The organism is Klebsiella sp. K47 (assembly GCF_051858335.1).
Lineage (GTDB): Bacteria > Pseudomonadota > Gammaproteobacteria > Enterobacterales > Enterobacteriaceae > Klebsiella > Klebsiella pneumoniae.
The window spans coordinates 194,968-215,038 of the sequence record NZ_JBPYUI010000005.1 but is presented as its reverse complement, the minus strand read 5'-3'; the positions used below and the strand labels follow the sequence as shown (position 1 = coordinate 215,038).

At 57.4% G+C, this 20,071-nt stretch carries 24 protein-coding genes; 18 read left to right on the top strand and 6 right to left on the bottom strand.

From position 1 onward, the window contains the following. Window positions 1–63: 63 nt before the first annotated feature. From RRF55_RS06915 to RRF55_RS06875, 9 genes are all read left to right on the top strand, one after another. Window positions 64–1,077 (top strand): aspartate-semialdehyde dehydrogenase, encoded by a 1,014-nt coding sequence (locus RRF55_RS06915; RefSeq protein WP_002913227.1) that lies wholly within the window; start codon window positions 64–66, stop codon window positions 1,075–1,077. After that, window positions 1,077–1,889 carry a tRNA pseudouridine(38-40) synthase TruA gene (truA, locus tag RRF55_RS06910; RefSeq protein ID WP_002913226.1) on the top strand — a complete coding sequence of 271 codons (813 nt, stop codon included), beginning with the start codon at window positions 1,077–1,079 and terminating at the stop codon, window positions 1,887–1,889. Before RRF55_RS06915 ends, truA begins: the two co-directional genes overlap by 1 nt. Before the next feature lie 26 nt (window positions 1,890–1,915). Next, window positions 1,916–2,575 carry a DedA family protein gene (locus RRF55_RS06905; protein WP_002913221.1) on the top strand — a complete coding sequence of 220 codons (660 nt, stop codon included), beginning with the start codon at window positions 1,916–1,918 and terminating at the stop codon, window positions 2,573–2,575. A 185-nt stretch (window positions 2,576–2,760) separates the two neighbouring features. Continuing rightward, on the top strand, window positions 2,761–3,681 hold the full coding sequence (accD, locus tag RRF55_RS06900) for an acetyl-CoA carboxylase, carboxyltransferase subunit beta (RefSeq protein WP_002913220.1): 921 nt from the start codon (window positions 2,761–2,763) through the stop codon (window positions 3,679–3,681). A 75-nt stretch (window positions 3,682–3,756) separates the two neighbouring features. Further along, complete coding sequence (gene folC / locus RRF55_RS06895; protein ID WP_002913219.1) at window positions 3,757–5,025, top strand: bifunctional tetrahydrofolate synthase/dihydrofolate synthase; 1,269 nt, start codon at window positions 3,757–3,759, stop codon at window positions 5,023–5,025. Further along, window positions 5,015–5,704 carry a cell division protein DedD gene (dedD, locus tag RRF55_RS06890; RefSeq protein WP_004214089.1) on the top strand — a complete coding sequence of 230 codons (690 nt, stop codon included), beginning with the start codon at window positions 5,015–5,017 and terminating at the stop codon, window positions 5,702–5,704. The genes folC and dedD overlap by 11 nt, the downstream gene beginning before the upstream one ends. A gap of 216 nt (window positions 5,705–5,920) precedes the next feature. Beyond that, window positions 5,921–6,409: a colicin V production protein gene (cvpA, locus tag RRF55_RS06885; RefSeq protein ID WP_002913214.1), complete on the top strand. Its 489-nt coding sequence runs from the start codon at window positions 5,921–5,923 to the stop codon at window positions 6,407–6,409. 33 nt (window positions 6,410–6,442) lie between these two features. After that, window positions 6,443–7,960 (top strand): amidophosphoribosyltransferase, encoded by a 1,518-nt coding sequence (gene purF, locus RRF55_RS06880; protein WP_002913213.1) that lies wholly within the window; start codon window positions 6,443–6,445, stop codon window positions 7,958–7,960. A gap of 135 nt (window positions 7,961–8,095) precedes the next feature. Further along, window positions 8,096–8,665 carry a UbiX family flavin prenyltransferase gene (locus tag RRF55_RS06875; RefSeq protein WP_002913212.1) on the top strand — a complete coding sequence of 190 codons (570 nt, stop codon included), beginning with the start codon at window positions 8,096–8,098 and terminating at the stop codon, window positions 8,663–8,665. An 80-nt stretch (window positions 8,666–8,745) separates the two neighbouring features. Here RRF55_RS06875 and RRF55_RS06870 read toward each other — a convergent pair whose 3' ends face one another. Further along, window positions 8,746–8,907 (bottom strand): hypothetical protein, encoded by a 162-nt coding sequence (locus RRF55_RS06870; RefSeq protein ID WP_004140952.1) that lies wholly within the window; start codon window positions 8,905–8,907, stop codon window positions 8,746–8,748. Between the two features lie 40 nt (window positions 8,908–8,947). Between RRF55_RS06870 and argT the strand changes: the two genes are divergently transcribed. The 5 genes from argT (at window position 8,948) to hisP (ending at window position 13,025) form a co-directional block, all read left to right on the top strand. Next, entirely contained in the window at window positions 8,948–9,730 is a 783-nt protein-coding gene (argT, locus tag RRF55_RS06865) for a lysine/arginine/ornithine ABC transporter substrate-binding protein ArgT (RefSeq protein ID WP_002913210.1), read from the top strand. A 267-nt stretch (window positions 9,731–9,997) separates the two neighbouring features. After that, the gene (hisJ, locus tag RRF55_RS06860) at window positions 9,998–10,780 is read left to right on the top strand and encodes a histidine ABC transporter substrate-binding protein HisJ (RefSeq protein ID WP_002913209.1); all 783 of its coding nucleotides are present in this window, start codon (window positions 9,998–10,000) and stop codon (window positions 10,778–10,780) included. A 64-nt stretch (window positions 10,781–10,844) separates the two neighbouring features. Then, window positions 10,845–11,531 carry a histidine ABC transporter permease HisQ gene (locus RRF55_RS06855; protein WP_002913208.1) on the top strand — a complete coding sequence of 229 codons (687 nt, stop codon included), beginning with the start codon at window positions 10,845–10,847 and terminating at the stop codon, window positions 11,529–11,531. After that, window positions 11,528–12,244 (top strand): histidine ABC transporter permease HisM, encoded by a 717-nt coding sequence (gene hisM, locus RRF55_RS06850; protein ID WP_002913207.1) that lies wholly within the window; start codon window positions 11,528–11,530, stop codon window positions 12,242–12,244. The genes RRF55_RS06855 and hisM overlap by 4 nt, the downstream gene beginning before the upstream one ends. 7 nt (window positions 12,245–12,251) lie before the next feature. Continuing rightward, complete coding sequence (gene hisP / locus RRF55_RS06845; RefSeq protein ID WP_002913206.1) at window positions 12,252–13,025, top strand: histidine ABC transporter ATP-binding protein HisP; 774 nt, start codon at window positions 12,252–12,254, stop codon at window positions 13,023–13,025. A 5-nt stretch (window positions 13,026–13,030) separates the two neighbouring features. Here hisP and RRF55_RS06840 read toward each other — a convergent pair whose 3' ends face one another. Further along, window positions 13,031–13,558: a GNAT family N-acetyltransferase gene (locus tag RRF55_RS06840; RefSeq protein ID WP_004140943.1), complete on the bottom strand. Its 528-nt coding sequence runs from the start codon at window positions 13,556–13,558 to the stop codon at window positions 13,031–13,033. A 119-nt stretch (window positions 13,559–13,677) separates the two neighbouring features. Between RRF55_RS06840 and RRF55_RS06835 the strand changes: the two genes are divergently transcribed. Further along, window positions 13,678–13,794: a hypothetical protein gene (locus RRF55_RS06835; protein ID WP_004217247.1), complete on the top strand. Its 117-nt coding sequence runs from the start codon at window positions 13,678–13,680 to the stop codon at window positions 13,792–13,794. On the opposite strand, the gene RRF55_RS06830 is transcribed toward RRF55_RS06835, so the two are convergent. From RRF55_RS06830 to yfcG, 3 genes are all read right to left on the bottom strand, one after another. Then, window positions 13,774–14,667 (bottom strand): TIGR01777 family oxidoreductase, encoded by an 894-nt coding sequence (locus tag RRF55_RS06830; RefSeq protein WP_002913203.1) that lies wholly within the window; start codon window positions 14,665–14,667, stop codon window positions 13,774–13,776. The two genes, RRF55_RS06835 and RRF55_RS06830, sit on opposite strands and share 21 nt — an antisense overlap. An 18-nt stretch (window positions 14,668–14,685) precedes the next feature. Further along, a complete protein-coding gene (folX, locus tag RRF55_RS06825) occupies window positions 14,686–15,048 on the bottom strand; it encodes a dihydroneopterin triphosphate 2'-epimerase (protein ID WP_439419107.1) in 363 nt (120 codons plus the stop codon). 65 nt (window positions 15,049–15,113) lie between these two features. Then, the gene (gene yfcG, locus RRF55_RS06820; protein ID WP_004174988.1) at window positions 15,114–15,743 is read right to left on the bottom strand and encodes a GSH-dependent disulfide bond oxidoreductase; all 630 of its coding nucleotides are present in this window, start codon (window positions 15,741–15,743) and stop codon (window positions 15,114–15,116) included. A gap of 180 nt (window positions 15,744–15,923) precedes the next feature. On the opposite strand from yfcG, the gene yfcF reads away from it, so the two are divergent. From yfcF to yfcD, 3 genes are all read left to right on the top strand, one after another. Further along, on the top strand, window positions 15,924–16,562 hold the full coding sequence (gene yfcF / locus RRF55_RS06815; protein ID WP_004180746.1) for a glutathione transferase: 639 nt from the start codon (window positions 15,924–15,926) through the stop codon (window positions 16,560–16,562). 62 nt (window positions 16,563–16,624) lie between these two features. Then, window positions 16,625–17,176: a phosphodiesterase gene (gene yfcE / locus RRF55_RS06810; RefSeq protein ID WP_004174991.1), complete on the top strand. Its 552-nt coding sequence runs from the start codon at window positions 16,625–16,627 to the stop codon at window positions 17,174–17,176. A 57-nt stretch (window positions 17,177–17,233) separates the two neighbouring features. Continuing rightward, window positions 17,234–17,785 carry an NUDIX hydrolase YfcD gene (yfcD, locus tag RRF55_RS06805; protein ID WP_002913197.1) on the top strand — a complete coding sequence of 184 codons (552 nt, stop codon included), beginning with the start codon at window positions 17,234–17,236 and terminating at the stop codon, window positions 17,783–17,785. Window positions 17,786–17,877: 92 nt separating this feature from the next. On the opposite strand, the gene pta is transcribed toward yfcD, so the two are convergent. After that, window positions 17,878–20,025, bottom strand: a complete 2,148-nt coding sequence (pta, locus tag RRF55_RS06800; protein WP_002913196.1) for a phosphate acetyltransferase — start codon at window positions 20,023–20,025, stop codon at window positions 17,878–17,880. Window positions 20,026–20,071: the final 46 nt, after the last annotated feature.

Here is a 20,071-nt window from a genome sequence, read left to right as displayed (position 1 = left end):
TGTCTTCTTAATGCCCCTGCCGGATACTCCGGCGGGGCCGCTTTATTTCTGGAGTTAACCACCATGTCTGAAGGCTGGAATATTGCCGTACTGGGCGCAACGGGCGCCGTAGGCGAAGCCCTGCTCGAAACTCTTGCTGAACGCCAGTTCCCGGTAGGAGAGATTTTTGCTCTGGCGCGCAACGACAGCGCGGGCGAACATCTGCGTTTTGGTGGCAAGTCGGTGATCGTCAAAGACGCCGCCGAATTTGACTGGACCCAGGCCCAGCTGGCTTTCTTCGCCGCCGGCGTCGAAGCCAGTGCAGCGTATGTCGAAGAAGCGACCAACGCCGGGTGTCTGGTTATCGATCTCAGCGGCCTGTTTGCGCTGGAGCCGGACGTACCGCTGGTGGTGCCGGACGTGAACCCGTTCGTATTAGGCGATTACCGCAACCGCAACCTGATTGCGGTGCCTAATAGCCTGACCAGTCAGCTGTTGACGGCGCTCAAACCGCTGATCGATCAGGGCGGGTTGTCGCGCATTAGCGTCACGAACCTGCTCTCCGCCTCGGGGCAGGGGAAAAAAGCGGTGGATGCGCTGGCGGGGCAGAGCGCTAAGCTGCTGAACGGCATCCCTATCGATGAAGACGATTTCTTTGGTCGCCAGCTGGCGTTCAACATGCTGCCGCTGCTGCCGGATCGTGAAGGTAGCGTGCGCGAAGAGCGCCGGATCGTCGATGAAGCGCGCAAAATTCTTCAGGATGACGGGCTGATGATCTCCGCCAGCGTCGTTCAGTCGCCGGTCTTCTACGGCCATGCGCAGATGGTGAGCTTCGAAGCGATGCGCCCGCTGGCGGCGGAGGAGGCGCGCGACGCTTTTACCCGCGGCGAGGATATCGAACTTTCTGAAGAGGGCGAATTCCCGACTCAGGTTGGCGATGCCTCAGGCAATGCCCGCCTCTCCATCGGCTGCGTGCATAACGATTACGGTATGCCGGAGCAGATACAGTTCTGGTCGGTAGCGGATAATGTGCGCTTCGGCGGCGCGCTGATGGCGGTGAAGATCGCCGAGAAGCTGATTGAGGAGTACCTGTACTGATGTCTGAGATGGAGCAACAGCCGATCTGTAAAATCGCGCTGGGCATCGAGTACGACGGCAGCAAATATTACGGCTGGCAGCGGCAAAACGAAGTGCGCAGCGTGCAGGAGAAGCTGGAAAAGGCGCTCTCGCAGGTGGCGAACGAACCGATTACCGTCTTTTGCGCCGGCCGCACCGACGCCGGCGTCCATGGCACCGGCCAGGTGGTGCATTTCGAAACCCGGGCGCAGCGGAAAGATGCCGCCTGGACGCTGGGGGTAAATGCGAATTTACCTGGTGACATCGCGGTGCGTTGGGTCAAACATGTACCGGCGGATTTTCACGCCCGGTTCAGCGCCACGGCGCGCCGCTATCGCTACGTCATCTATAATCATCGCCTGCGTCCGGCGGTGTTAAGTCATGGCGTGACGCATTTTCACCAGCCGCTCGACGCCGAGCGTATGCAGCGCGCCGCGCAGTGTCTGCTGGGAGAGAATGACTTTACCTCGTTTCGCGCGGTACAGTGCCAGTCGCGTACCCCGTGGCGCAACGTGATGCATATTAACGTTACCCGCTACGGCGCGTATGTGGTGGTGGATATCAAAGCGAATGCCTTTGTACATCATATGGTCAGGAATATTGTAGGCAGCCTGATGGAGGTCGGGGCCGGAAACCAGCCGGAGAGCTGGATGGCAGAACTGCTGGCAGCAAAAGACAGGACGCTCGCTGCGGCAACGGCAAAAGCGGAAGGGTTGTATCTGGTGTCGGTGGATTACCCGGCCCACTATGATTTACCGGTGCTGCCAATGGGCCCGCTGTTTCTGGCGGACTAATAGGGTCATTAAGGGTAAAGACAAACATGGACTTGATTCACTTTTTAATTGATTTCATCCTGCATATTGATGTGCACCTTGCCGAACTGGTTGCCCAGTATGGCGTCTGGGTTTATGCCATTCTGTTTTTGATTCTGTTCTGCGAAACCGGGCTGGTGGTGACGCCATTCCTGCCGGGCGATTCCCTGCTGTTCGTCGCGGGCGCGCTCTCGGCCTTGCCAACCAACGATCTCAATGTCCACCTGATGGTACTGCTGATGGTCATCGCGGCCATCGTCGGCGATGCGGTCAACTACACCATTGGCCGGCTGTTCGGCGAAAAGCTGTTCAGCAATCCGAACTCAAAGATATTCCGTCGCAGCTATCTGGATAAAACCCACAGCTTTTACGAACGTCACGGCGGGAAAACCATTATCCTGGCGCGCTTTGTGCCGATAGTCCGAACCTTCGCGCCGTTTGTGGCGGGAATGGGGCATATGTCCTATCGTCATTTTGCAGCCTATAACGTGGTTGGGGCGCTGCTGTGGGTGCTGCTGTTCACCTATGCCGGCTATCTGTTTGGCGATTTGCCGGTGGTGCAGGAGAACCTGAAGCTGCTGATCGTGGCGATCATCGTGCTTTCCGTCCTGCCGGGCGTGATTGAGATTATTCGCCACAAGCGGGCGGCGGCGAAGCAGGCGAAGTAGTTTAGCCTGTGTTGCGCGTGGCGGTGCAGAGCGTCACGCGCAGCGGTTTGACCACTTTTTTATCCCATGTTCCGGGATGATATGATTTAATGTGCAACATTCATGGTCTGTAAGAGGCAAAAATGGCATTATGCGCCCCTTACGACAAAACTGGCATCGACCAGGTTCAGGCAGAAAGGTTATCAATGAGCTGGATTGAACGAATTAAAAGCAACATCACTCCCACCCGCAAGGCGAGCATTCCTGAGGGTGTATGGACCAAGTGCGACAGCTGCGGTCAGGTACTCTACCGCGCCGAGCTGGAGCGCAACCTGGAGGTTTGTCCTAAGTGCGATCACCATATGCGCATGTCGGCGCGTAATCGCCTGCATAGCCTGTTGGATGAAGGTTCTCTGGTAGAACTGGGTAGCGAACTTGAGCCAAAAGATGTGCTGAAGTTCCGCGATTCAAAAAAATACAAAGACCGCCTGGCGTCCGCTCAGAAAGAGACGGGCGAGAAAGACGCGCTGGTGGTGATGAAAGGTACGCTCTACGCGATGCCGGTGGTTGCCGCCGCCTTTGAATTCTCCTTTATGGGGGGATCGATGGGTTCCGTCGTCGGCGCACGCTTTGTACGCGCGGTGGAGCAGGCGCTGGAAGATAACTGCCCGCTGATCTGCTTCTCCGCCTCCGGTGGCGCCCGTATGCAGGAAGCGCTGATGTCGCTGATGCAGATGGCGAAAACCTCCGCGGCGCTGGCGAAAATGCAGGAGCGCGGACTGCCGTACATCTCCGTGCTGACCGACCCGACCATGGGCGGCGTATCGGCGAGCTTTGCGATGCTGGGCGATCTGAACATTGCCGAGCCGAAAGCGCTGATCGGCTTTGCCGGTCCTCGCGTTATCGAGCAGACCGTACGCGAGAAGCTGCCGCCGGGATTCCAGCGCAGTGAGTTCCTGATTGAAAAAGGGGCGATCGATATGATCGTTCGCCGTCCGGAAATGCGTCTCAAGCTGGCCAGCATTCTGGCGAAGCTGATGAACCTGCCGGCGCCGGTTGCCGTTTCGGAAGCGCCTCATGAAGGCGTGGTGGTGCCGCCGGCACCGGATCAGGAACCTGAGGCCTGATAAAGCAGAGGGCAGGGCCTGGCGGCGCTGCCCTTTTTTATTCATACGCGTTAACCGTCAATTCTTACGGGCATCATGGAAAAAGATCCTATTCCTCAGGCCACGTCGCCCCTGGCTACGTGGCTTTCTTATCTGGAACATCTGCACAGTAAAACCATCGACCTTGGGCTGGCGCGCGTCAGCGAGGTCGCCGGGCAGATGGATATCGTTAAACCGGCGCCGTTCGTTTTTACCGTCGCGGGCACCAATGGCAAAGGCACCACCTGCCGCACGCTGGAAACCATCCTGATGGCGGCCGGTTATAAAGTGGGGGTCTACAGCTCTCCGCATCTGGTGCGCTACACCGAACGCGTGCGCATTCAGGGGGCTGAACTGCCGGAGGCGGCGCATACGGCTTCGTTTGCTGAAATCGAAGCGGCGCGGGGTGACATCTCGCTGACCTATTTTGAATACGGCACGCTCTCGGCGCTGTGGCTGTTTAAGCAGGCGCAGCTGGATGTGGTGATCCTTGAGGTCGGGCTCGGCGGGCGTCTCGACGCCACCAACATCGTTGATGCCGACGTCGCGGTGGTCACCAGCATCGCCCTCGATCATACCGACTGGCTGGGCCCGGATCGCGAAAGTATCGGCCGGGAAAAAGCGGGCATCTTTCGCGCCGGTAAACCGGCGGTGGTGGGGGAGCCGGATATGCCGCTCACCATCGCGGAAGTGGCTAGCGAGAAGGGCGCGCTGCTCCAGCGCCGCGGCGTCGACTGGCGCTATGAGGTGGAGGGCGAAACGTGGTCCTTCCGCGATACGGCAGGGGCGTTAAGCCACCTGCCTCTGCCTCAGGTGCCGTTGCCGAATGCGGCGACGGCCGTGGCGGCGCTGCGCGCCAGCGGGCTTGCCGTGGATGACGCTATCCTGCGCGCAGGGATCCGCGATGCGATGCTCCCGGGACGCTTTCAGATAATCAGCGACGCCCCGCGAGTGATCCTCGATGTGGCGCACAACCCGCACGCGGCGGCCTATCTCGCCGGGCGTCTCAAAACGTTAGCGAAAACGGGACGCGTGCTGGCGGTTATTGGTATGCTGCATGATAAGGACATCGCCGGCACGTTGGCCAATCTGGCTCCGGAAGTCGATGCCTGGTACTGCGCGCCGCTGGAAGGCCCGCGCGGCGCGACGGCAGAGCAGCTGGTGGAACATCTGCGCTGCGGTACAGTCTATAGCAGCGTGGCGCAGGCGTGGCGTGCGGCCATGGCTGACGCTAAAGTGGAAGATACCGTGCTGGTGTGTGGTTCGTTTCACACCGTAGCGCAGGTTATGGAAGAGATAGACGCGGGGAGAATCGGTGGCGAGTAAGTTTCAGAACCGTTTAGTCGGGACAATCGTGCTGGTGGCGCTGGGGGTGATTATCCTGCCAGGGCTGCTGGACGGGCAGAAAAAGCATTACCAGGATGAGTTTGCCGCGATCCCGCTGGTACCGAAACCAGGCGATCGCGATGAACCGGATATGTTGCCGGCGGCAACCCAGGCGTTGCCTTCGCAACCGCCGGAAGGGGCGGCGGAAGAGGTGCGGGCGGGCGATGCCGCCGCGCCATCGTTAGATCCATCGCGTATTCCGGTGAACAGCAACAGCTTCGATGACGTTCAGGAGCCGGTGGTGGCCGCGAAACCGCAGCCCAAGCCGCAGCCGAAACCGCAGCCGCAACAGCAGGCCGCGACGCCAACGCCGCCGCCGGCTAAGCCACAGCAGCAACAGCCACCGCAGCAGCAGGCGGCCCTGCCGGCGCCGACCGGCAAAGCCTATGTGGTTCAGCTGGGCGCGTTGAAGAACGCCGATAAGGTGAATGAGATTGTCGGTAAACTGCGGGCCTCGGGTTTCAAAGTCTATACGTCGCCTTCGACGCCGGTACAGGGTAAAATTACCCGCATCCTCGTCGGCCCGGATGCGTCAAAAGACAAGCTGAAAGGCCAGCTGGGCGATCTGCAGCAGATCTCCGGGCTTAGCGGGGTGGTGATGGGCTTCACCCCGAACTGATTGTTTTTTCCGCCATGCGGAGAGAACGTGGCGGGGAGAAACGCCCCGCAAACCCTGTCTCAGCCGCCCTGAAGAGGCGAAAGGCAGTCTGGCGTTGAATGTTTTTTCAGCGCCATTTTTATTTCTGTAGGGCATGGAAATCCCTACGCAAACGTTTTCTTTTTCTGTTAGAATGCGCCCCGAACTGGACGACAGGGCGTAAATCGTGGGACGTATATGGTCTGGATTGATTACGCCATTATGGCGGTGCTGGGTCTTTCTTGCCTGGTCAGCCTGATCCGCGGCTTTGTTCGCGAAGCTTTATCGTTAGTCACGTGGGGTTGCGCGTTTTATGTCGCCAGCCATTACTACGCTGACCTGTCTGTCTGGTTTACGGGCTTTGAGGATGAACGGGTTCGAAATGGGATTGCTATTGCGGCGCTGTTTATCGTGACGCTCATCGTTGGCGCTATCGTGAACTATGTGATAGGCCAGCTGGTGGAGAAGACCGGTTTGTCAGGAACCGACAGGGTATTGGGGATCTGCTTCGGCGCGCTACGTGGGGTGCTGATCATCGCCGCTATCCTGTTCTTCCTGGACACCTTTACCGGGATGGCGAAGAGCGATGACTGGCATCAGTCGCAGTTTATTCCCTATTTTACCCCCGTCATCAGATGGTTTTTTGAATACCTGCAAAGCTCGTCAAGTTTCTTGCCTAAAGTATAGACTTTAGGTCGTTGCTGAACGAGGAAAAGACGTATGTGCGGTATTGTCGGTATCGCCGGTGTTATGCCGGTTAACCAGTCGATTTATGATGCGCTAACGGTGCTCCAGCACCGTGGACAGGATGCCGCTGGCATCATCACCATTGATGCCAACAACTGCTTCCGGTTGCGTAAGGCTAACGGGCTGGTAAGCGACGTATTCGAGGCCCGCCACATGCAGCGTATGCAGGGCAATATGGGTATTGGCCACGTGCGTTATCCTACGGCGGGCAGCTCCAGCGCCTCCGAGGCGCAGCCGTTTTACGTTAACTCGCCGTATGGCATCACATTGGCGCATAACGGCAACCTGACCAATGCGCACGAGCTGCGTAAAAAGCTGTTTGAAGAAAAACGCCGCCATATCAATACCACCTCTGATTCCGAAATCCTCCTCAATATTTTCGCCAGTGAGCTGGATAACTTCCGTCACTACCCGCTGGAAGCGGACAACATCTTCGCGGCGATTGCGGCGACCAACCGCCTGATCCGCGGCGCGTACGCGTGCGTGGCGATGATCATCGGGCATGGCATGGTGGCCTTCCGCGACCCTAACGGCATTCGTCCGCTGGTGCTGGGTAAACGTGACGTTGGCGACGGTCGCACCGAGTATATGGTGGCCTCGGAGAGCGTGGCCCTTGATACGCTTGGTTTTGAATTCCTGCGCGATGTGGCGCCGGGCGAAGCGGTCTATATTACCGAGAAGGGCCAGCTCTATACCCGTCAGTGTGCCGATAATCCGGTCAGCAACCCGTGCCTGTTCGAGTACGTCTATTTTGCCCGTCCGGACTCGTTTATTGACAAAATTTCCGTCTACAGCGCCCGCGTCAACATGGGGACTAAGCTGGGCGAAAAGATTGCCCGCGAGTGGGAAGATCTGGATATTGACGTTGTTATTCCGATCCCGGAGACCTCCTGCGACATCGCGCTGGAAATCGCCCGCATTCTCGACAAACCTTATCGTCAGGGCTTCGTGAAGAACCGCTACGTCGGCCGGACGTTTATCATGCCCGGTCAGCAGCTGCGTCGTAAATCTGTTCGCCGTAAGCTCAACGCCAACCGTGCGGAATTCCGCGATAAGAACGTGCTGCTGGTCGATGATTCCATTGTACGCGGCACCACCTCGGAGCAGATCATTGAGATGGCGCGTGAAGCAGGGGCGAAAAAAGTGTATCTCGCCTCCGCTGCGCCGGAAATTCGTTTCCCGAACGTGTACGGTATCGATATGCCGACCGCCAACGAACTGATCGCCCATGGCCGCGAAGTGGATGAGATCCGCCAGATCATTGGCGCCGACGGCCTGATTTTCCAGGATCTCAACGATCTGATCGACGCGGTGCGCGCGGAGAACCCGGATATTCAGCAGTTTGAATGCTCGGTGTTCAACGGCGTATATGTGACCCGGGATGTCGACCAGCAGTACCTCGACTATCTTGACTCCCTGCGTAACGATGATGCCAAAGCGGTCCAGCTGCAGAACGAAGTCGAAAACCTCGAGATGCACAACGAGGGTTAAGCCGTTCACGCGTCGCGGGCCTGCCGTACCGAAAGGACGGCGGGCTTTTTTTCTCCCCTCAACTGTGCGTCAATAGTTGCGCCAGAGGCTATAATCCGGCAAAGTCTGCGGCACACGCGCAAGGGGTAACAGAACGTGAAACGACTGATTATTGGCATTTCCGGCGCCAGCGGCGCCATTTACGGCGTGCGGATGCTGCAGGTGCTAAGAGATGTGCCGGATATTGAAACTCATCTCATCCTCAGCCAGGCGGCGCGCCAGACGTTGGCCATGGAGACCGACTACTCCGTACGTGAGGTGCAGGCGCTAGCCGATGTGGTGCATGACGCCCGCGATATCGCCGCCAGTATCTCTTCCGGTTCGTTTAAAACCGCCGGGATGGTGATTTTACCCTGCTCAATGAAGACGCTCTCGGGCATTGTCCATAGCTATACGGATGGCCTGCTGACCCGGGCGGCGGATGTCGTGCTGAAAGAGCGTCGTCCGCTGGTGCTCTGCGTGCGGGAAACGCCGTTCCATTTGGGCCATCTGCGTCTGCTGGTTCAGGCCGCAGAGCTGGGGGCGGTGATAATGCCGCCTGTACCAGCTTTTTACCACCGGCCACAAAGCCTGGACGATGTCATCAACCAGACCGTCAATCGGGTACTCGATCAATTTGATATTAGTCTGGAGCACGACTTGTTTACCCGCTGGCAGGGGGCCTAGTGTCGCACTATAGTGGTGCATGAAATGTACGCTTGCGCTGCGGTGGTGCAAATTTGTTGCCGCGATCAAATCCTCGACATTTATTTCGTCTTTTTGCGCTCAGGCGCTGCGGTTTCGCCAGTAATGCTGGTATCTTCCCTTTTAAGACAATCCTGCAACTTTATTTTAACAAATTTAACCCTGTTCCCGGCACGCACCGGGAAGATGGCACAAAAACTGCAGGATTGATCGGCAATCACCATAACAAGCAACGCACCACATCACGACACTTAAGGGTACTGTATGAAGAAGACGATTCTGGCTCTCTCTTTACTCGTGGGAATGAGCAGCACGGCCAGCGTGTTTGCTGCTCTGCCGCAGAGCATTCGCATTGGCACCGACGCGACCTATGCGCCATTTTCGTCGAAAGACGCGAAAGGGGACTTTGTTGGTTTTGATATCGATTTAGGCAATGAGTTGTGCTCCCGAATTAAGGTGAAATGTACCTGGGTCGGCAGTGATTTTGACTCCCTGATCCCCTCCCTCAAAGCGAAGAAAATCGACGCCATCATCTCTTCCCTCTCTATTACCGAGAAGCGCCAGCAAGAGATCGCCTTCTCTGACAAGCTATATGCCGCTGACTCGCGTCTGATCGCCGCCAAAGGGTCGCCGATCCAGCCGACGCTGGAGGCGCTGAAAGGCAAGCACGTCGGCGTGCTGCAGGGTTCTACTCAGGAAGCCTATGCTAACGACCGCTGGCGCAGCCAGGGCGTTGACGTGGTGGCTTACCAGAACCAGGATCTGATCTATTCAGACCTCGCAGCTGGCCGTCTGGATGCGGCGCTGCAGGATGAAGTCGCCGCCAGCGAAGGCTTCCTGAAACAGCCTGCCGGGAAAGATTTCGCCTTCGCCGGCCCGTCCGTTAAAGACAAAAAGTACTTTGGCGACGGCACCGGTATCGGCCTGCGTAAGGACGACGCCGAGCTGAAAGCCGCGTTTGATAAAGCGCTGGGCGAGATGCGTAAAGACGGCACCTACGACAAAATGGCGAAGAAATACTTCGATTTTAACGTGTACGGCGACTAAGACTGCTGCAGGCCCGCACAATGGGGTGGGCCTGCCGCCAGGTTCGTATCCATGTCCCAAAAGGGTGCATCTAAACGCGCTGTGGATCATTTCAGTGCAAAAGCAGCCAGTTTTTTGGCTAAAAAATGCATAGTTAAGCGTTTCTGATGCAAAAAATCGGCCTTTCTGGTGCATAAATCTTTGCCCTTAAGGGGCGAATAATGGCACGATAACTGGCGTAAATAGTTCTAATAAACCCGTTAGAATGACAGTCTGTCGAGGATAGTTATGAAAAAACTGGCGTTGTCTCTCTCTTTAGCGCTGGCCCTTTCCAGCGTTTCCACGGTCTTTGCCGCCATCCCGCAAAAAATTCGTATCGGTACCGATCCGACTTATGCTCCCTTCGAATCGAAGAATGCGCAGGGAGAATTGGTCGGTTTTGATATCGATCTGGCAAAAGAGCTGTGTAAGCGTATTAATACGCAATGTACCTTTGTTGAAAACCCGCTGGATGCGCTGATCCCCTCCTTAAAAGCGAAGAAAATCGACGCGATTATGTCTTCGCTGTCGATTACTGAAAAGCGCCAGCAGGAAATTGCCTTCACTGACAAGCTGTATGCGGCAGATTCGCGTCTGGTGGTGAAAAAGGGCAGCCCGGTAACGCCGGATCTCGCCACCCTCAAGGGTAAGCGCGTGGGCGTGCTGCAGGGGACGACTCAGGAAACCTATGGCAATGAGCACTGGGCGCCGAAAGGTATCGAAATTGTCTCCTATCAGGGGCAGGACAATATCTATTCCGACCTGACCGCCGGCCGGATCGACGCCGCGTTCCAGGATGAGGTCGCGGCCAGCGAAGGGTTCCTGAAACAGCCTATTGGTAAAGATTACCAGTTTGGTGGCCCGTCAATCAAAGACGAGAAACTGTTTGGTGTTGGCACCGGTATGGGGCTGCGTAAGGAAGACAACGAACTGCGTGAAGCGCTGAACAAGGCGTTTGCAGAGATGCGTAAGGACGGCACCTACGACAAGCTGGCGAAAAAATATTTCGATTTTAACGTATACGGCGAATAATTCTCACGCCTCGCCATTGCGCGCGTTTCGCGCGCAATGGTGAATGACAGACAGGGTAGGCAGCATGCTGTATGGGTTTTCACAGGTTATTTTGCAGGGTGCGCTCGTCACCCTGGAGCTTGCGCTCAGCTCGGTCGTTCTCGCCGTCCTGATAGGGCTGGCGGGCGCTGGCGCAAAGTTATCGAGCAATCGTCCACTGGCGCTGGTGTTTGAAGGCTATACCACTCTGATCCGCGGCGTGCCCGATCTGGTGCTGATGCTGCTGATTTTCTACGGCCTGCAGATTGCGCTAAACAGCGTTACCGACGCGCTGGGCATGGCCCAGTTTGATATCGATCCGATGATCGCCGGGATTATTACCCTTGGCTTTATCTATGGCGCCTATTTTACGGAAACCTTCCGCGGCGCCTACCTGGCGGTGCCGAAGGGGCATATCGAAGCGGCTACCGCCTTTGGCTTTAGCGGCGGGCAGACGTTCCGGCGTATTCTCTTCCCGGCGATGATGCGCTACGCGCTGCCGGGGATAGGCAACAACTGGCAGGTTATCCTCAAGGCGACGGCGCTGGTCTCGTTGCTGGGGCTGGAGGATGTGGTCAAAGCCACGCAGCTGGCCGGGAAAAGCACCTGGCAGCCGTTCTACTTCGCCATCGTCTGCGGCCTGATTTATCTGGTGTTTACCACCGTTTCTAATGGCGTACTGCTGCTGCTCGAACGCCGCTATACCGTTGGCGTGAAGAGGGCTGACCTGTGATTGAAATTATTCAGGAGTACTGGAAATCACTACTGTGGACCGACGGCTATCGCTTTACCGGCGTGGCGATTACCTTATGGTTGCTGATCTCTTCAGTGGTAATGGGGGGCATCCTGGCGGTGTTTCTGGCCATCGGCCGCGTCTCGAGCAATAAGTTTATCCAGTTCCCCATCTGGCTGTTCACTTACATATTTCGCGGCACGCCGCTGTATGTGCAACTGCTGGTTTTTTACTCCGGCATGTATACCCTGGAAATCGTCAAAGGCACGGAGCTGTTGAACGCTTTTTTCCGCAGCGGGCTAAACTGCACGGTACTGGCGTTAACCCTGAATACCTGCGCCTATACCACTGAAATTTTCGCCGGCGCGATCCGCTCAGTACCCGCCGGAGAAATTGAAGCGGCGCGGGCCTACGGCTTCTCTTCGGTCAAACTGTATCGCTGCATTATTCTGCCTTCCGCGCTGCGGATTGCACTGCCGGCCTACAGTAACGAAGTGATCCTCATGCTGCACTCTACCGCGCTGGCGTTTACCGCTACGGTACCGGATCTGCTGAAAATCGCCCGCGATATCAACTCGGCCACCTATCAGCCGTTCACCGCGTTTGGCATCGCCGCGGTGCTCTATTTAATTATCTCGTATGTGCTGATTAGCTTGTTCCGTAAAGCGGAAAAGCGCTGGTTGCAGCATATCAAACCTTCTTCGACGCATTGAGAACGCCATGTCCGACAATAAATTAAACGTTATCGATCTGCATAAACGCTATGGGGAACACGAGGTGCTGAAGGGCGTCTCGCTGCAGGCGAAAGCCGGGGACGTTATCAGCATCATCGGTTCATCGGGTTCCGGAAAAAGTACCTTTTTGCGCTGTATTAACTTCCTTGAAAAACCGAGCGAAGGCACGATCGTCGTCAGCGGCCAAAATATTGGTCTGGTACGGGATAAAGACGGCCAGCTGAAGGTGGCCGATAAGAACCAGTTGCGCCTGCTGCGCACCCGGTTGACCATGGTGTTTCAGCATTTCAATCTGTGGAGCCACATGACGGTGCTGGAGAACGTCATGGAAGCACCGATTCAGGTGCTGGGCTTAAGCAAACAGGAAGCGCGCGAACGGGCGGTAAAATATCTGGCCAAGGTCGGGATAGACGAACGTCAGCAGGCGAAGTATCCGGTGCATCTTTCCGGTGGCCAGCAGCAGCGTGTCTCTATTGCCCGCGCACTGGCGATGGAACCGGAAGTGCTGCTGTTTGATGAGCCGACCTCCGCGCTGGATCCGGAACTGGTGGGCGAAGTGTTACGCATTATGCAGCAGCTGGCGGAAGAGGGAAAAACCATGGTGGTGGTGACCCATGAAATGGGCTTTGCCCGCCACGTCTCTTCACATGTCATTTTTCTGCATCAGGGTAAAATTGAAGAAGAAGGGCATCCGGATGCGCTGTTTGGCGCGCCGAAAAGCCCGCGCCTGCAGCAGTTTCTGAAAGGTTCGCTGAAATAATCGGCTCATCCGGCGTCTGCGGACGCCGGATGAGCTTCCCGCTCCAGCCGATAGATCCAGTCATCGTAATCGACGCCGTTCAGATGATAGGCTTTCTCCAGCACCTGGGTGCGCACAAAGCCTTGCTTCTCCAGCAGGCGCGATGAGCCACGGTTTTCACCCAGCACCCAGGCATTGATGGCCTGCACCCCCAGGGTGGTGAAACCATACTCGCAGACCGCCCGCAGCGCTTCGCTGGCATAGCCTTTTCCCTGAGCCTGAGGCAGCAGCGCGTAGCCGACGTCAGCTTCGTGCGGATTTTTCGGACTGATGCGGAGCCCAATATCGCCCAGCGCCTCGCCGAATTTATCGCGCAATACAAACACCCCGGGATCGGCACAGCGACTGACGAAGACGCTGCGCAGCGCCTCCTCGCTTAACACCTCCCCCATAAAACGCATCACCTGCGGATCCTGGCGCAGGCGCAGAAAAAAGGGCCAGTCATCGGTAACAAAGCGGGTAAGCGAAAGGCGTGGTGTGGTGATGGTCGTCATAAAGCAGTCAATACGCAGAAAGAAAAGCCTACCTTAGCACTTTGCTTTGCCAGGTAACACCGGCGAACCGGCCGGCTGGCGGTGAATTCAGGCGATTAAGGGCGCTGGTTGTCCTGAATATGGCGATGCTGCAGCGCCAGGGTGAGGCCATCCAGGCGTGGAGCATGAGCCAGCAGAATGGAATCAGAGGAGCCAATGCTCCCCTGTGTCAGCCATTAACTCAGCACATCCTTTAGCGCTTCGTCCAGATCGTACCAGCGGAAGGCAAAGCCGGCGGCCTCCAGACGCTTTGGCAGCGCGCGCTGGCCGCCAAGCACCAGGACGGCGGATTCCCCCATCAACAGGCGGATAGCGGCGGCGGGAACGCGGAAAATCGCCGGTCGATGGAGCGCATGACCCAGCGCATGGGCGAACTGCTCGTTATGCACCGGGTAGGGAGAAACCATATTGAACGGACCGCGCAGATCGTTATCCAGCAGCCACAGAATGCCGTTAACCATATCGTCGATATGGATCCAGGCCAGGTACTGTCTGCCGTTGCCGATAGGCCCGCCGAGGCCGAGCTTAAAGGCGGGTGTCATTTTGCCGAGAATACCGCCCCGCGGAGCCAGTACCACGCCGGTGCGCAGCAGGCAGACGCGGGTGCGCTCGCTTTGCGCTTCGCAGGCAATTTGTTCCCAGCGGGCGCACAGCTTATGGGTAAACTCATTGTGCGGTGGCTCTTCTTCGGTCACCACCACCTCGCCGAGGTCGCCATAGTAGCCGATGGCAGACCCGCTGATCAGCACGGAGGGAGGGGTGTCGCTGGCGTGGATCAGGCCCACCAGCCGCTGCGTGAGATCCCAGCGGCTATGGCACAAGCGTTGTTTCTGCTCGGCCGTCCAGCGTTTATCAGCGATGGGTTCACCCGCCAGATTGATGACGGCATCAATATCATTGAGGTGGTGATGGCCCTCGAAATCGCGCCACAGGGTGACGCGCGGATCGAGACGGGCGCGGGCGGTATCCGGATGTCGCGTGGAGACCGTGACGCTATGCCCGAGCTCCAGCAATCTGGGTATCAGATGTCGGCCAATCAGGCCGGTACCACCAGTAAGCAGGATCTTCATACCACCTCCCTGACATGGTTAGCGACACCAGCTCATGGTCATGGACACCGAGTCGGCATAGCGCAGCGCATGAAGTTTATCAATCTCCACTTCAGCATATGTGACCCAGTGATGTTCGCATGCGATATTCAGCACATCCTGAGTTAATTTTTCCAGCAGCGAAAAACGGCCATTCTCAAGATGGCTGATTATGCGCTTGGTAATGGTGCGATAGTTCAGCGCATCATTGATGTCCTCGCTGTCGCGCGCTTTATCGGCAGGGTAGTGAATGGCTACATTCACTACCACGTCCTGGCGGTTGGCGATCTCTTCCTCTTTAATACCAATAAAAGTCCGCAGGCGCAGGTTCTTAATACGAATAATGGCGTCTGGTTGAGACATTGCAGGCTTCCTCCGTGGTGTAAGTCCTGCAATCATACAACAAAGCGCGACGGGCGAGCAGGGGGTTAATAAAGCTGAATTTTTAACATCGCTTCCGCCGTTGCCGGCCGCTGCTTAATGCGCTCATACCAGTTGTGCACCGCCGGATAGTTCGCCAGATCGATACGCTGTCGGACATGGCAGTTCACCCAGGGCCAGGCGGCGATGTCGGCGATACTGTAGTGGTCGCCGCCAAGCCACGGGCTGCATCCCAGACGCTGATTTAGCACCCCATACAGTCGTTGGGTTTCCACCTGAAAACGTTCAATAGCGTAGGGCACGGTTTGCGGCGCGGAGTGGGAAAAATGTTGATTTTGCCCCAGCATCGGCCCCAGCCCGCCGACCTGCCAGAACAGCCACTGCAGCGTGACGTAGCGTTCCCGCAGCTCGCCGCTCAGCAGCTTACCGCTTTTTTCCGCCAGATAGAGCAGGATGGCGCCGGACTCGAAAACGCTCAATGGCGCCCCGCCGTCAGCAGGCATGTGGTCGACGATAGCCGGAACTTTATTATTCGGCGAAATCGCCAGAAACTGCGGATGAAATTGTTCCCCTTTGCCGATATCGACCCGAATTAGCCGATAGGCTAGCTCCGCCTCTTCGAGGAACAGGGTGATTTTGTGGCCGTTTGGGGTGGGTGCATAGTAAAGATCGATCATAATATTTCCCGCCGTCGTGGGTCGCAAACTGTTCGAGTATAGGTGAAGCTGCGCCACCCGGGAGAAATTCCGCAAGCGACCCGGCAGCCAGGCGACGAGTCGTCCGCGTTCGAGCAGTGACATCGCCTGTAAGACAGGCTATGTTGGCTTATTGTCCTGTCTACCACCCTTGAGGAAGCTATGAGCCAGCCTGTCATTACCCTGTGGTCCGATGCCGATTTTTTCTCACCGTACGTGATGTCTGTCTATGTCGCTCTGCAGGAAAAAAGCCTGCCTTTTACCCTTAAAACCGTCGACCTGAACCGCGGCGAACATCTGCAGGCGGGCTGGACAGGCTATGCCGCCACCCGTCGCGTACCGCTGCTGGAGGTTGATGATTTCGCGCTAAGTGAGTCTTCGGCGATTACCGAGTATCTGGATGAGCGTTTTGCGCCGCCGGAGTGGGAGCGCATCTACCCGCATGATCTGCAAAAACGAGCCCGCGCCCGGCAGATCCAGGCCTGGCTGCGCAGCGATCTGATGCCAATTCGTGAAGAGCGATCCACCGCTGTGGTGTTTGACGGGGCGAAAATGCCGGACCTCAGCGAGGCCGGCAGGCAATCTGCGGAAAAGCTGTTTGCCACCGCCACCACGCTACTGGCCCACGGCGGGCAAAATTTATTTGGCGAATGGTCTATTGCCGACGCAGACCTGGCGCTGATGCTCAATCGCCTGGTTCTCAATGGCGATAAGGTACCGGAGGCGCTGGCTGATTATGCGTCTTTCCAGTGGCAGCGGGCCTCAATCCAGCGTTACGTGGCGCTTTCCGCCAAACGCTGAGGCTGATAACCCGCCGCGCTTCCGCTATCATAGAGGCATCGTAACCAGTGGAGATGGAACCTATGAAGCTGATGTTTGCCTCCGATATTCATGGTTCGCTGCCCGCCACGGAACGCGTGCTTGAACGGTTCGCGCAAAGCGGCGCCAGGTGGCTGATCATACTCGGCGATGTGCTCAATCACGGTCCGCGCAACGCGCTGCCTGAGGGGTATGCGCCGGGTGAGGTGGCGGAGCGGTTGAACAGCGTGGCGGAACGCATTGTTGCCGTTCGCGGCAACTGCGACAGCGAAGTGGATCAGATGCTGCTTCGTTTTCCAATGACCGCGCCCTGGCAGCAGGTGCTTAGCGAACGCTATCGCCTGTTTCTGACCCACGGGCATCTCTATAGTCCGGATAATCTGCCGCCGCTGGCCGCTGGCGATGTCCTGGCATATGGCCATACTCATATACCGGTCGCGGAAAAACGCGGCGCAATTTACCTCTTTAATCCCGGCTCAGTGAGTATCCCGAAAGGGGGATATTCCGCCAGCTATGGGCTGCTGGATCAGGGGCGGCTGCAGGTTTTAGCACTCAATGATAATCAGGTTATTGCAGAGGTTGCAATTTACCCGTAATTTAGCCCTCAATCATAAAGACGCGCCGCGAGAGCGCATTTAAAGTAAGGTTTCCTGATGGCGGAACAGAATCATTTGGCAAGCACAGAATGGGTCGATATTGTTAATGAAAACAATGAGGTGATAGCACAGTCCAGCCGCGAGCAAATGCGCGCGCAGTGCCTGCGCCACCGGGCGACCTATATCGTCGTTCATGACGGAATGGGGAAAATTCTGGTGCAGCGACGCACCGAGACAAAAGACTTTCATCCGGGCATGCTGGATGCCACCGCTGGCGGCGTCGTGCAGGCTGATGAGCAGCTGCTGGAATCGGCCCGTCGCGAGGCGGAAGAGGAGTTAGGCATCGCCGGGGTGCCGTTTGCCGATCACGGCCAGTTTTATTACGAAGACAAATTCTGCCGCGTCTGGGGAAGTCTGTTTAGCTGCGTCTCCCACGGGCCGTTCGCCCTGCAGGAAGAAGAGGTCAGCGAGGTGTGCTGGTTAACGCCGGAAGAGATCACCGCCCGCTGCGATGAGTTCACGCCGGACTCCCTGAAAGCGCTGGCGCTGTGGATGACCCGCAACGCCGGTAATGAGTATGATGATGCGGAAGAGAGCGAGCGCGAATAAAGATCGCAAACGCGCGACAGCAATCGTCGCTCGCCTCCTGACGACAAAAAGGCAGCCATTCGGCTGCCTTTTGCTTTGACCACAGCGGCAGATTACTTCTGCTGCTGAGCCGATTGGATCGCGGTCAGTGCGATGGTATAGACGATATCGTCTACCAGCGCGCCACGGGACAGGTCGTTGACCGGCTTGCGCATACCCTGCAGCATCGGCCCGATGGAGATCAGGTCGGCAGAGCGCTGTACCGCTTTGTACGTGGTGTTACCGGTGTTCAGATCCGGGAAGATGAACACGGTCGCGCGGCCAGCTACCGGTGAGTTCGGCGCTTTGGACTTCGCTACGTCAGCCATCACCGCGGCGTCATACTGCAGCGGGCCGTCGATCATCAGGTCAGGACGTTTTTCCTGCGCCAGACGGGTCGCTTCGCGGACTTTCTCGACATCGCTACCCGCGCCGGAGGTACCGGTGGAGTAGGAGAGCATCGCTACGCGCGGTTCGATGCCGAAGGCAATCGCGGATTCAGCGGACTGAATAGCGATTTCCGCCAGCTGCTCGGCGGTCGGGTCCGGGTTGATCGCGCAGTCGCCGTAAACGTAAACCTGTTCCGGCAGCAGCATGAAGAACACGGAGGAGACCAGCGAGCTGCCCGGCGCGGTTTTGATCAGCTGCAGCGGCGGACGAATGGTGTTGGCAGTGGTGTGAACCGCGCCGGATACCAGACCGTCGACTTCGTCCTGTTCCAGCATCAGGGTGCCGAGAACCACGTTGTCTTCCAGCTGCTCACGCGCGACCGCTTCGGTCATGCCTTTGTTCTTACGCAGTTCGACCAGGCGACCCACATAGCTTTCGCGAACCACTTCCGGATCGACGATTTCAATGCCGGCGCCAAGCTCAACGCCCTGGGCCGCGGCTACGCGGTTGATCTCATCCGGGTTACCCAGCAGGACGCAGGTGGCGATCCCGCGTTCGGCGCAAATCGCCGCCGCTTTCACGGTACGTGGTTCGTCGCCTTCCGGCAGAACGACACGTTTGCCGGCTTTGCGCGCCAGCTCGGTCAGCTGGTAGCGGAAGGCTGGCGGAGAGAGACGGCGGCTGCGCTCGGAGGTCGCGGTCAGCGATTCGATCCAGTCGGCGTTGATGTAGTTGGCCACGTATTCCTGAACTTTCTCGATACGCTCGTGATCGTCAACCGGTACTTCGAGGTTAAAGCTCTGCAGGCTCAGGGAGGTCTGCCAGGTGTTGGTGTTGACCATGAATACCGGCAGGCCGGTCGCGAAAGCGCGTTCACACAGCTTGCTGATGCGCGCGTCCATTTCATAGCCGCCGGTCAGCAGAATGGCGCCGATTTCCACGCCGTTCATTGCCGCCAGGCAGGCCGCAACCAGCACGTCAGGACGGTCTGCGGAGGTAACCAGCAGAGAACCAGGGCGGAAGTGTTCCAGCATGTGCGGGATGCTGCGCGCGCAGAAAGTCACGGATTTCACGCGGCGGGTATTGATATCGCCTTCGTTGATGATGGTCGCATTCAGATGGTGCGCCATGTCGATCGCGCGGGTCGCGATCAGATCGAAGCTCCATGGCACTGCGCCCAGCACCGGCAGCGTGCTGCCTTTCTGCAGCTGAGCCGGGTCAATCTTCACGATTTTTGCTTTCGACGAGTCGTCGAAAATTTCCGACAGGTCAGGACGGGTACGGCCCTGATCGTCGACAGGGGCATTCAGTTTGTTGACGATAACGCCGGTGATGCTGGTATTTTTGGCGCCGCCAAAGCTGTTACGGGTCAGTTCGATACGCTCGTTCAGCTGTTCTGGCGTGTCGGTGCCCTGAGACATCACGAAGACGATTTCAGCGTTCAGCGTTTTGGCGATTTCAAAGTTCAGCGCCTGGGCGAACTGATGCTTACGGGTCGGTACCAGGCCTTCCACCAGCACCACTTCCGCGTCCTGAGTATTCGCGTGGTAGTTGGCAATGATCTCTTCCATCAGCACATCTTTCTGATTGCTGGAGAGCAGAGACTCAACATGGCTCATCTTCAGCGGTTCAGCGGCGGTGGTGGTGGAGGAGCTGGCGCGAACGATGGTGGTGGTCTGGTCTGGGGCATCGCCACCGGAACGCGGCTGGGCGATAGGTTTAAAGACGCTCAGACGAACGCCTTTGCGTTCCATAGCGCGGATCACACCGAGGCTGACGCTGGTCAGACCTACGCTGGTACCGGTAGGAATTAACATGATAGTACGGGACACGGTATATCCTCTTTCGTTACCGCCAGTATCAGGCGGGATACAAAAC

Bases quoted from the DNA above. Each gene is read 5' to 3' on its own strand.
- yfcG (WP_004174988.1), bottom strand. From the start codon at position 15,743: ATGATCGATCTTTACTATGCACCCACCCCAAACGGCCACAAAATCACC.
- RRF55_RS06915 (WP_002913227.1), top strand. From the start codon at position 64: ATGTCTGAAGGCTGGAATATTGCCGTACTGGGCGCAACGGGCGCCGTA.
- purF (WP_002913213.1), top strand. From the start codon at position 6,443: ATGTGCGGTATTGTCGGTATCGCCGGTGTTATGCCGGTTAACCAGTCG.
- RRF55_RS06855 (WP_002913208.1), top strand. From the start codon at position 10,845: ATGCTGTATGGGTTTTCACAGGTTATTTTGCAGGGTGCGCTCGTCACC.
- yfcD (WP_002913197.1), top strand. From the start codon at position 17,234: ATGGCGGAACAGAATCATTTGGCAAGCACAGAATGGGTCGATATTGTT.
- RRF55_RS06830 (WP_002913203.1), bottom strand. From the start codon at position 14,667: ATGAAGATCCTGCTTACTGGTGGTACCGGCCTGATTGGCCGACATCTG.
- hisP (WP_002913206.1), top strand. From the start codon at position 12,252: ATGTCCGACAATAAATTAAACGTTATCGATCTGCATAAACGCTATGGG.
- argT (WP_002913210.1), top strand. From the start codon at position 8,948: ATGAAGAAGACGATTCTGGCTCTCTCTTTACTCGTGGGAATGAGCAGC.
- folX (WP_439419107.1), bottom strand. From the start codon at position 15,048: ATGTCTCAACCAGACGCCATTATTCGTATTAAGAACCTGCGCCTGCGG.
- hisJ (WP_002913209.1), top strand. From the start codon at position 9,998: ATGAAAAAACTGGCGTTGTCTCTCTCTTTAGCGCTGGCCCTTTCCAGC.
- yfcF (WP_004180746.1), top strand. From the start codon at position 15,924: ATGAGCCAGCCTGTCATTACCCTGTGGTCCGATGCCGATTTTTTCTCA.
- RRF55_RS06835 (WP_004217247.1), top strand. From the start codon at position 13,678: ATGGCGATGCTGCAGCGCCAGGGTGAGGCCATCCAGGCGTGGAGCATG.
- RRF55_RS06905 (WP_002913221.1), top strand. From the start codon at position 1,916: ATGGACTTGATTCACTTTTTAATTGATTTCATCCTGCATATTGATGTG.
- RRF55_RS06840 (WP_004140943.1), bottom strand. From the start codon at position 13,558: ATGACGACCATCACCACACCACGCCTTTCGCTTACCCGCTTTGTTACC.
- folC (WP_002913219.1), top strand. From the start codon at position 3,757: ATGGAAAAAGATCCTATTCCTCAGGCCACGTCGCCCCTGGCTACGTGG.
- accD (WP_002913220.1), top strand. From the start codon at position 2,761: ATGAGCTGGATTGAACGAATTAAAAGCAACATCACTCCCACCCGCAAG.
- truA (WP_002913226.1), top strand. From the start codon at position 1,077: ATGTCTGAGATGGAGCAACAGCCGATCTGTAAAATCGCGCTGGGCATC.
- cvpA (WP_002913214.1), top strand. From the start codon at position 5,921: ATGGTCTGGATTGATTACGCCATTATGGCGGTGCTGGGTCTTTCTTGC.
- RRF55_RS06870 (WP_004140952.1), bottom strand. From the start codon at position 8,907: ATGGTGATTGCCGATCAATCCTGCAGTTTTTGTGCCATCTTCCCGGTG.
- yfcE (WP_004174991.1), top strand. From the start codon at position 16,625: ATGAAGCTGATGTTTGCCTCCGATATTCATGGTTCGCTGCCCGCCACG.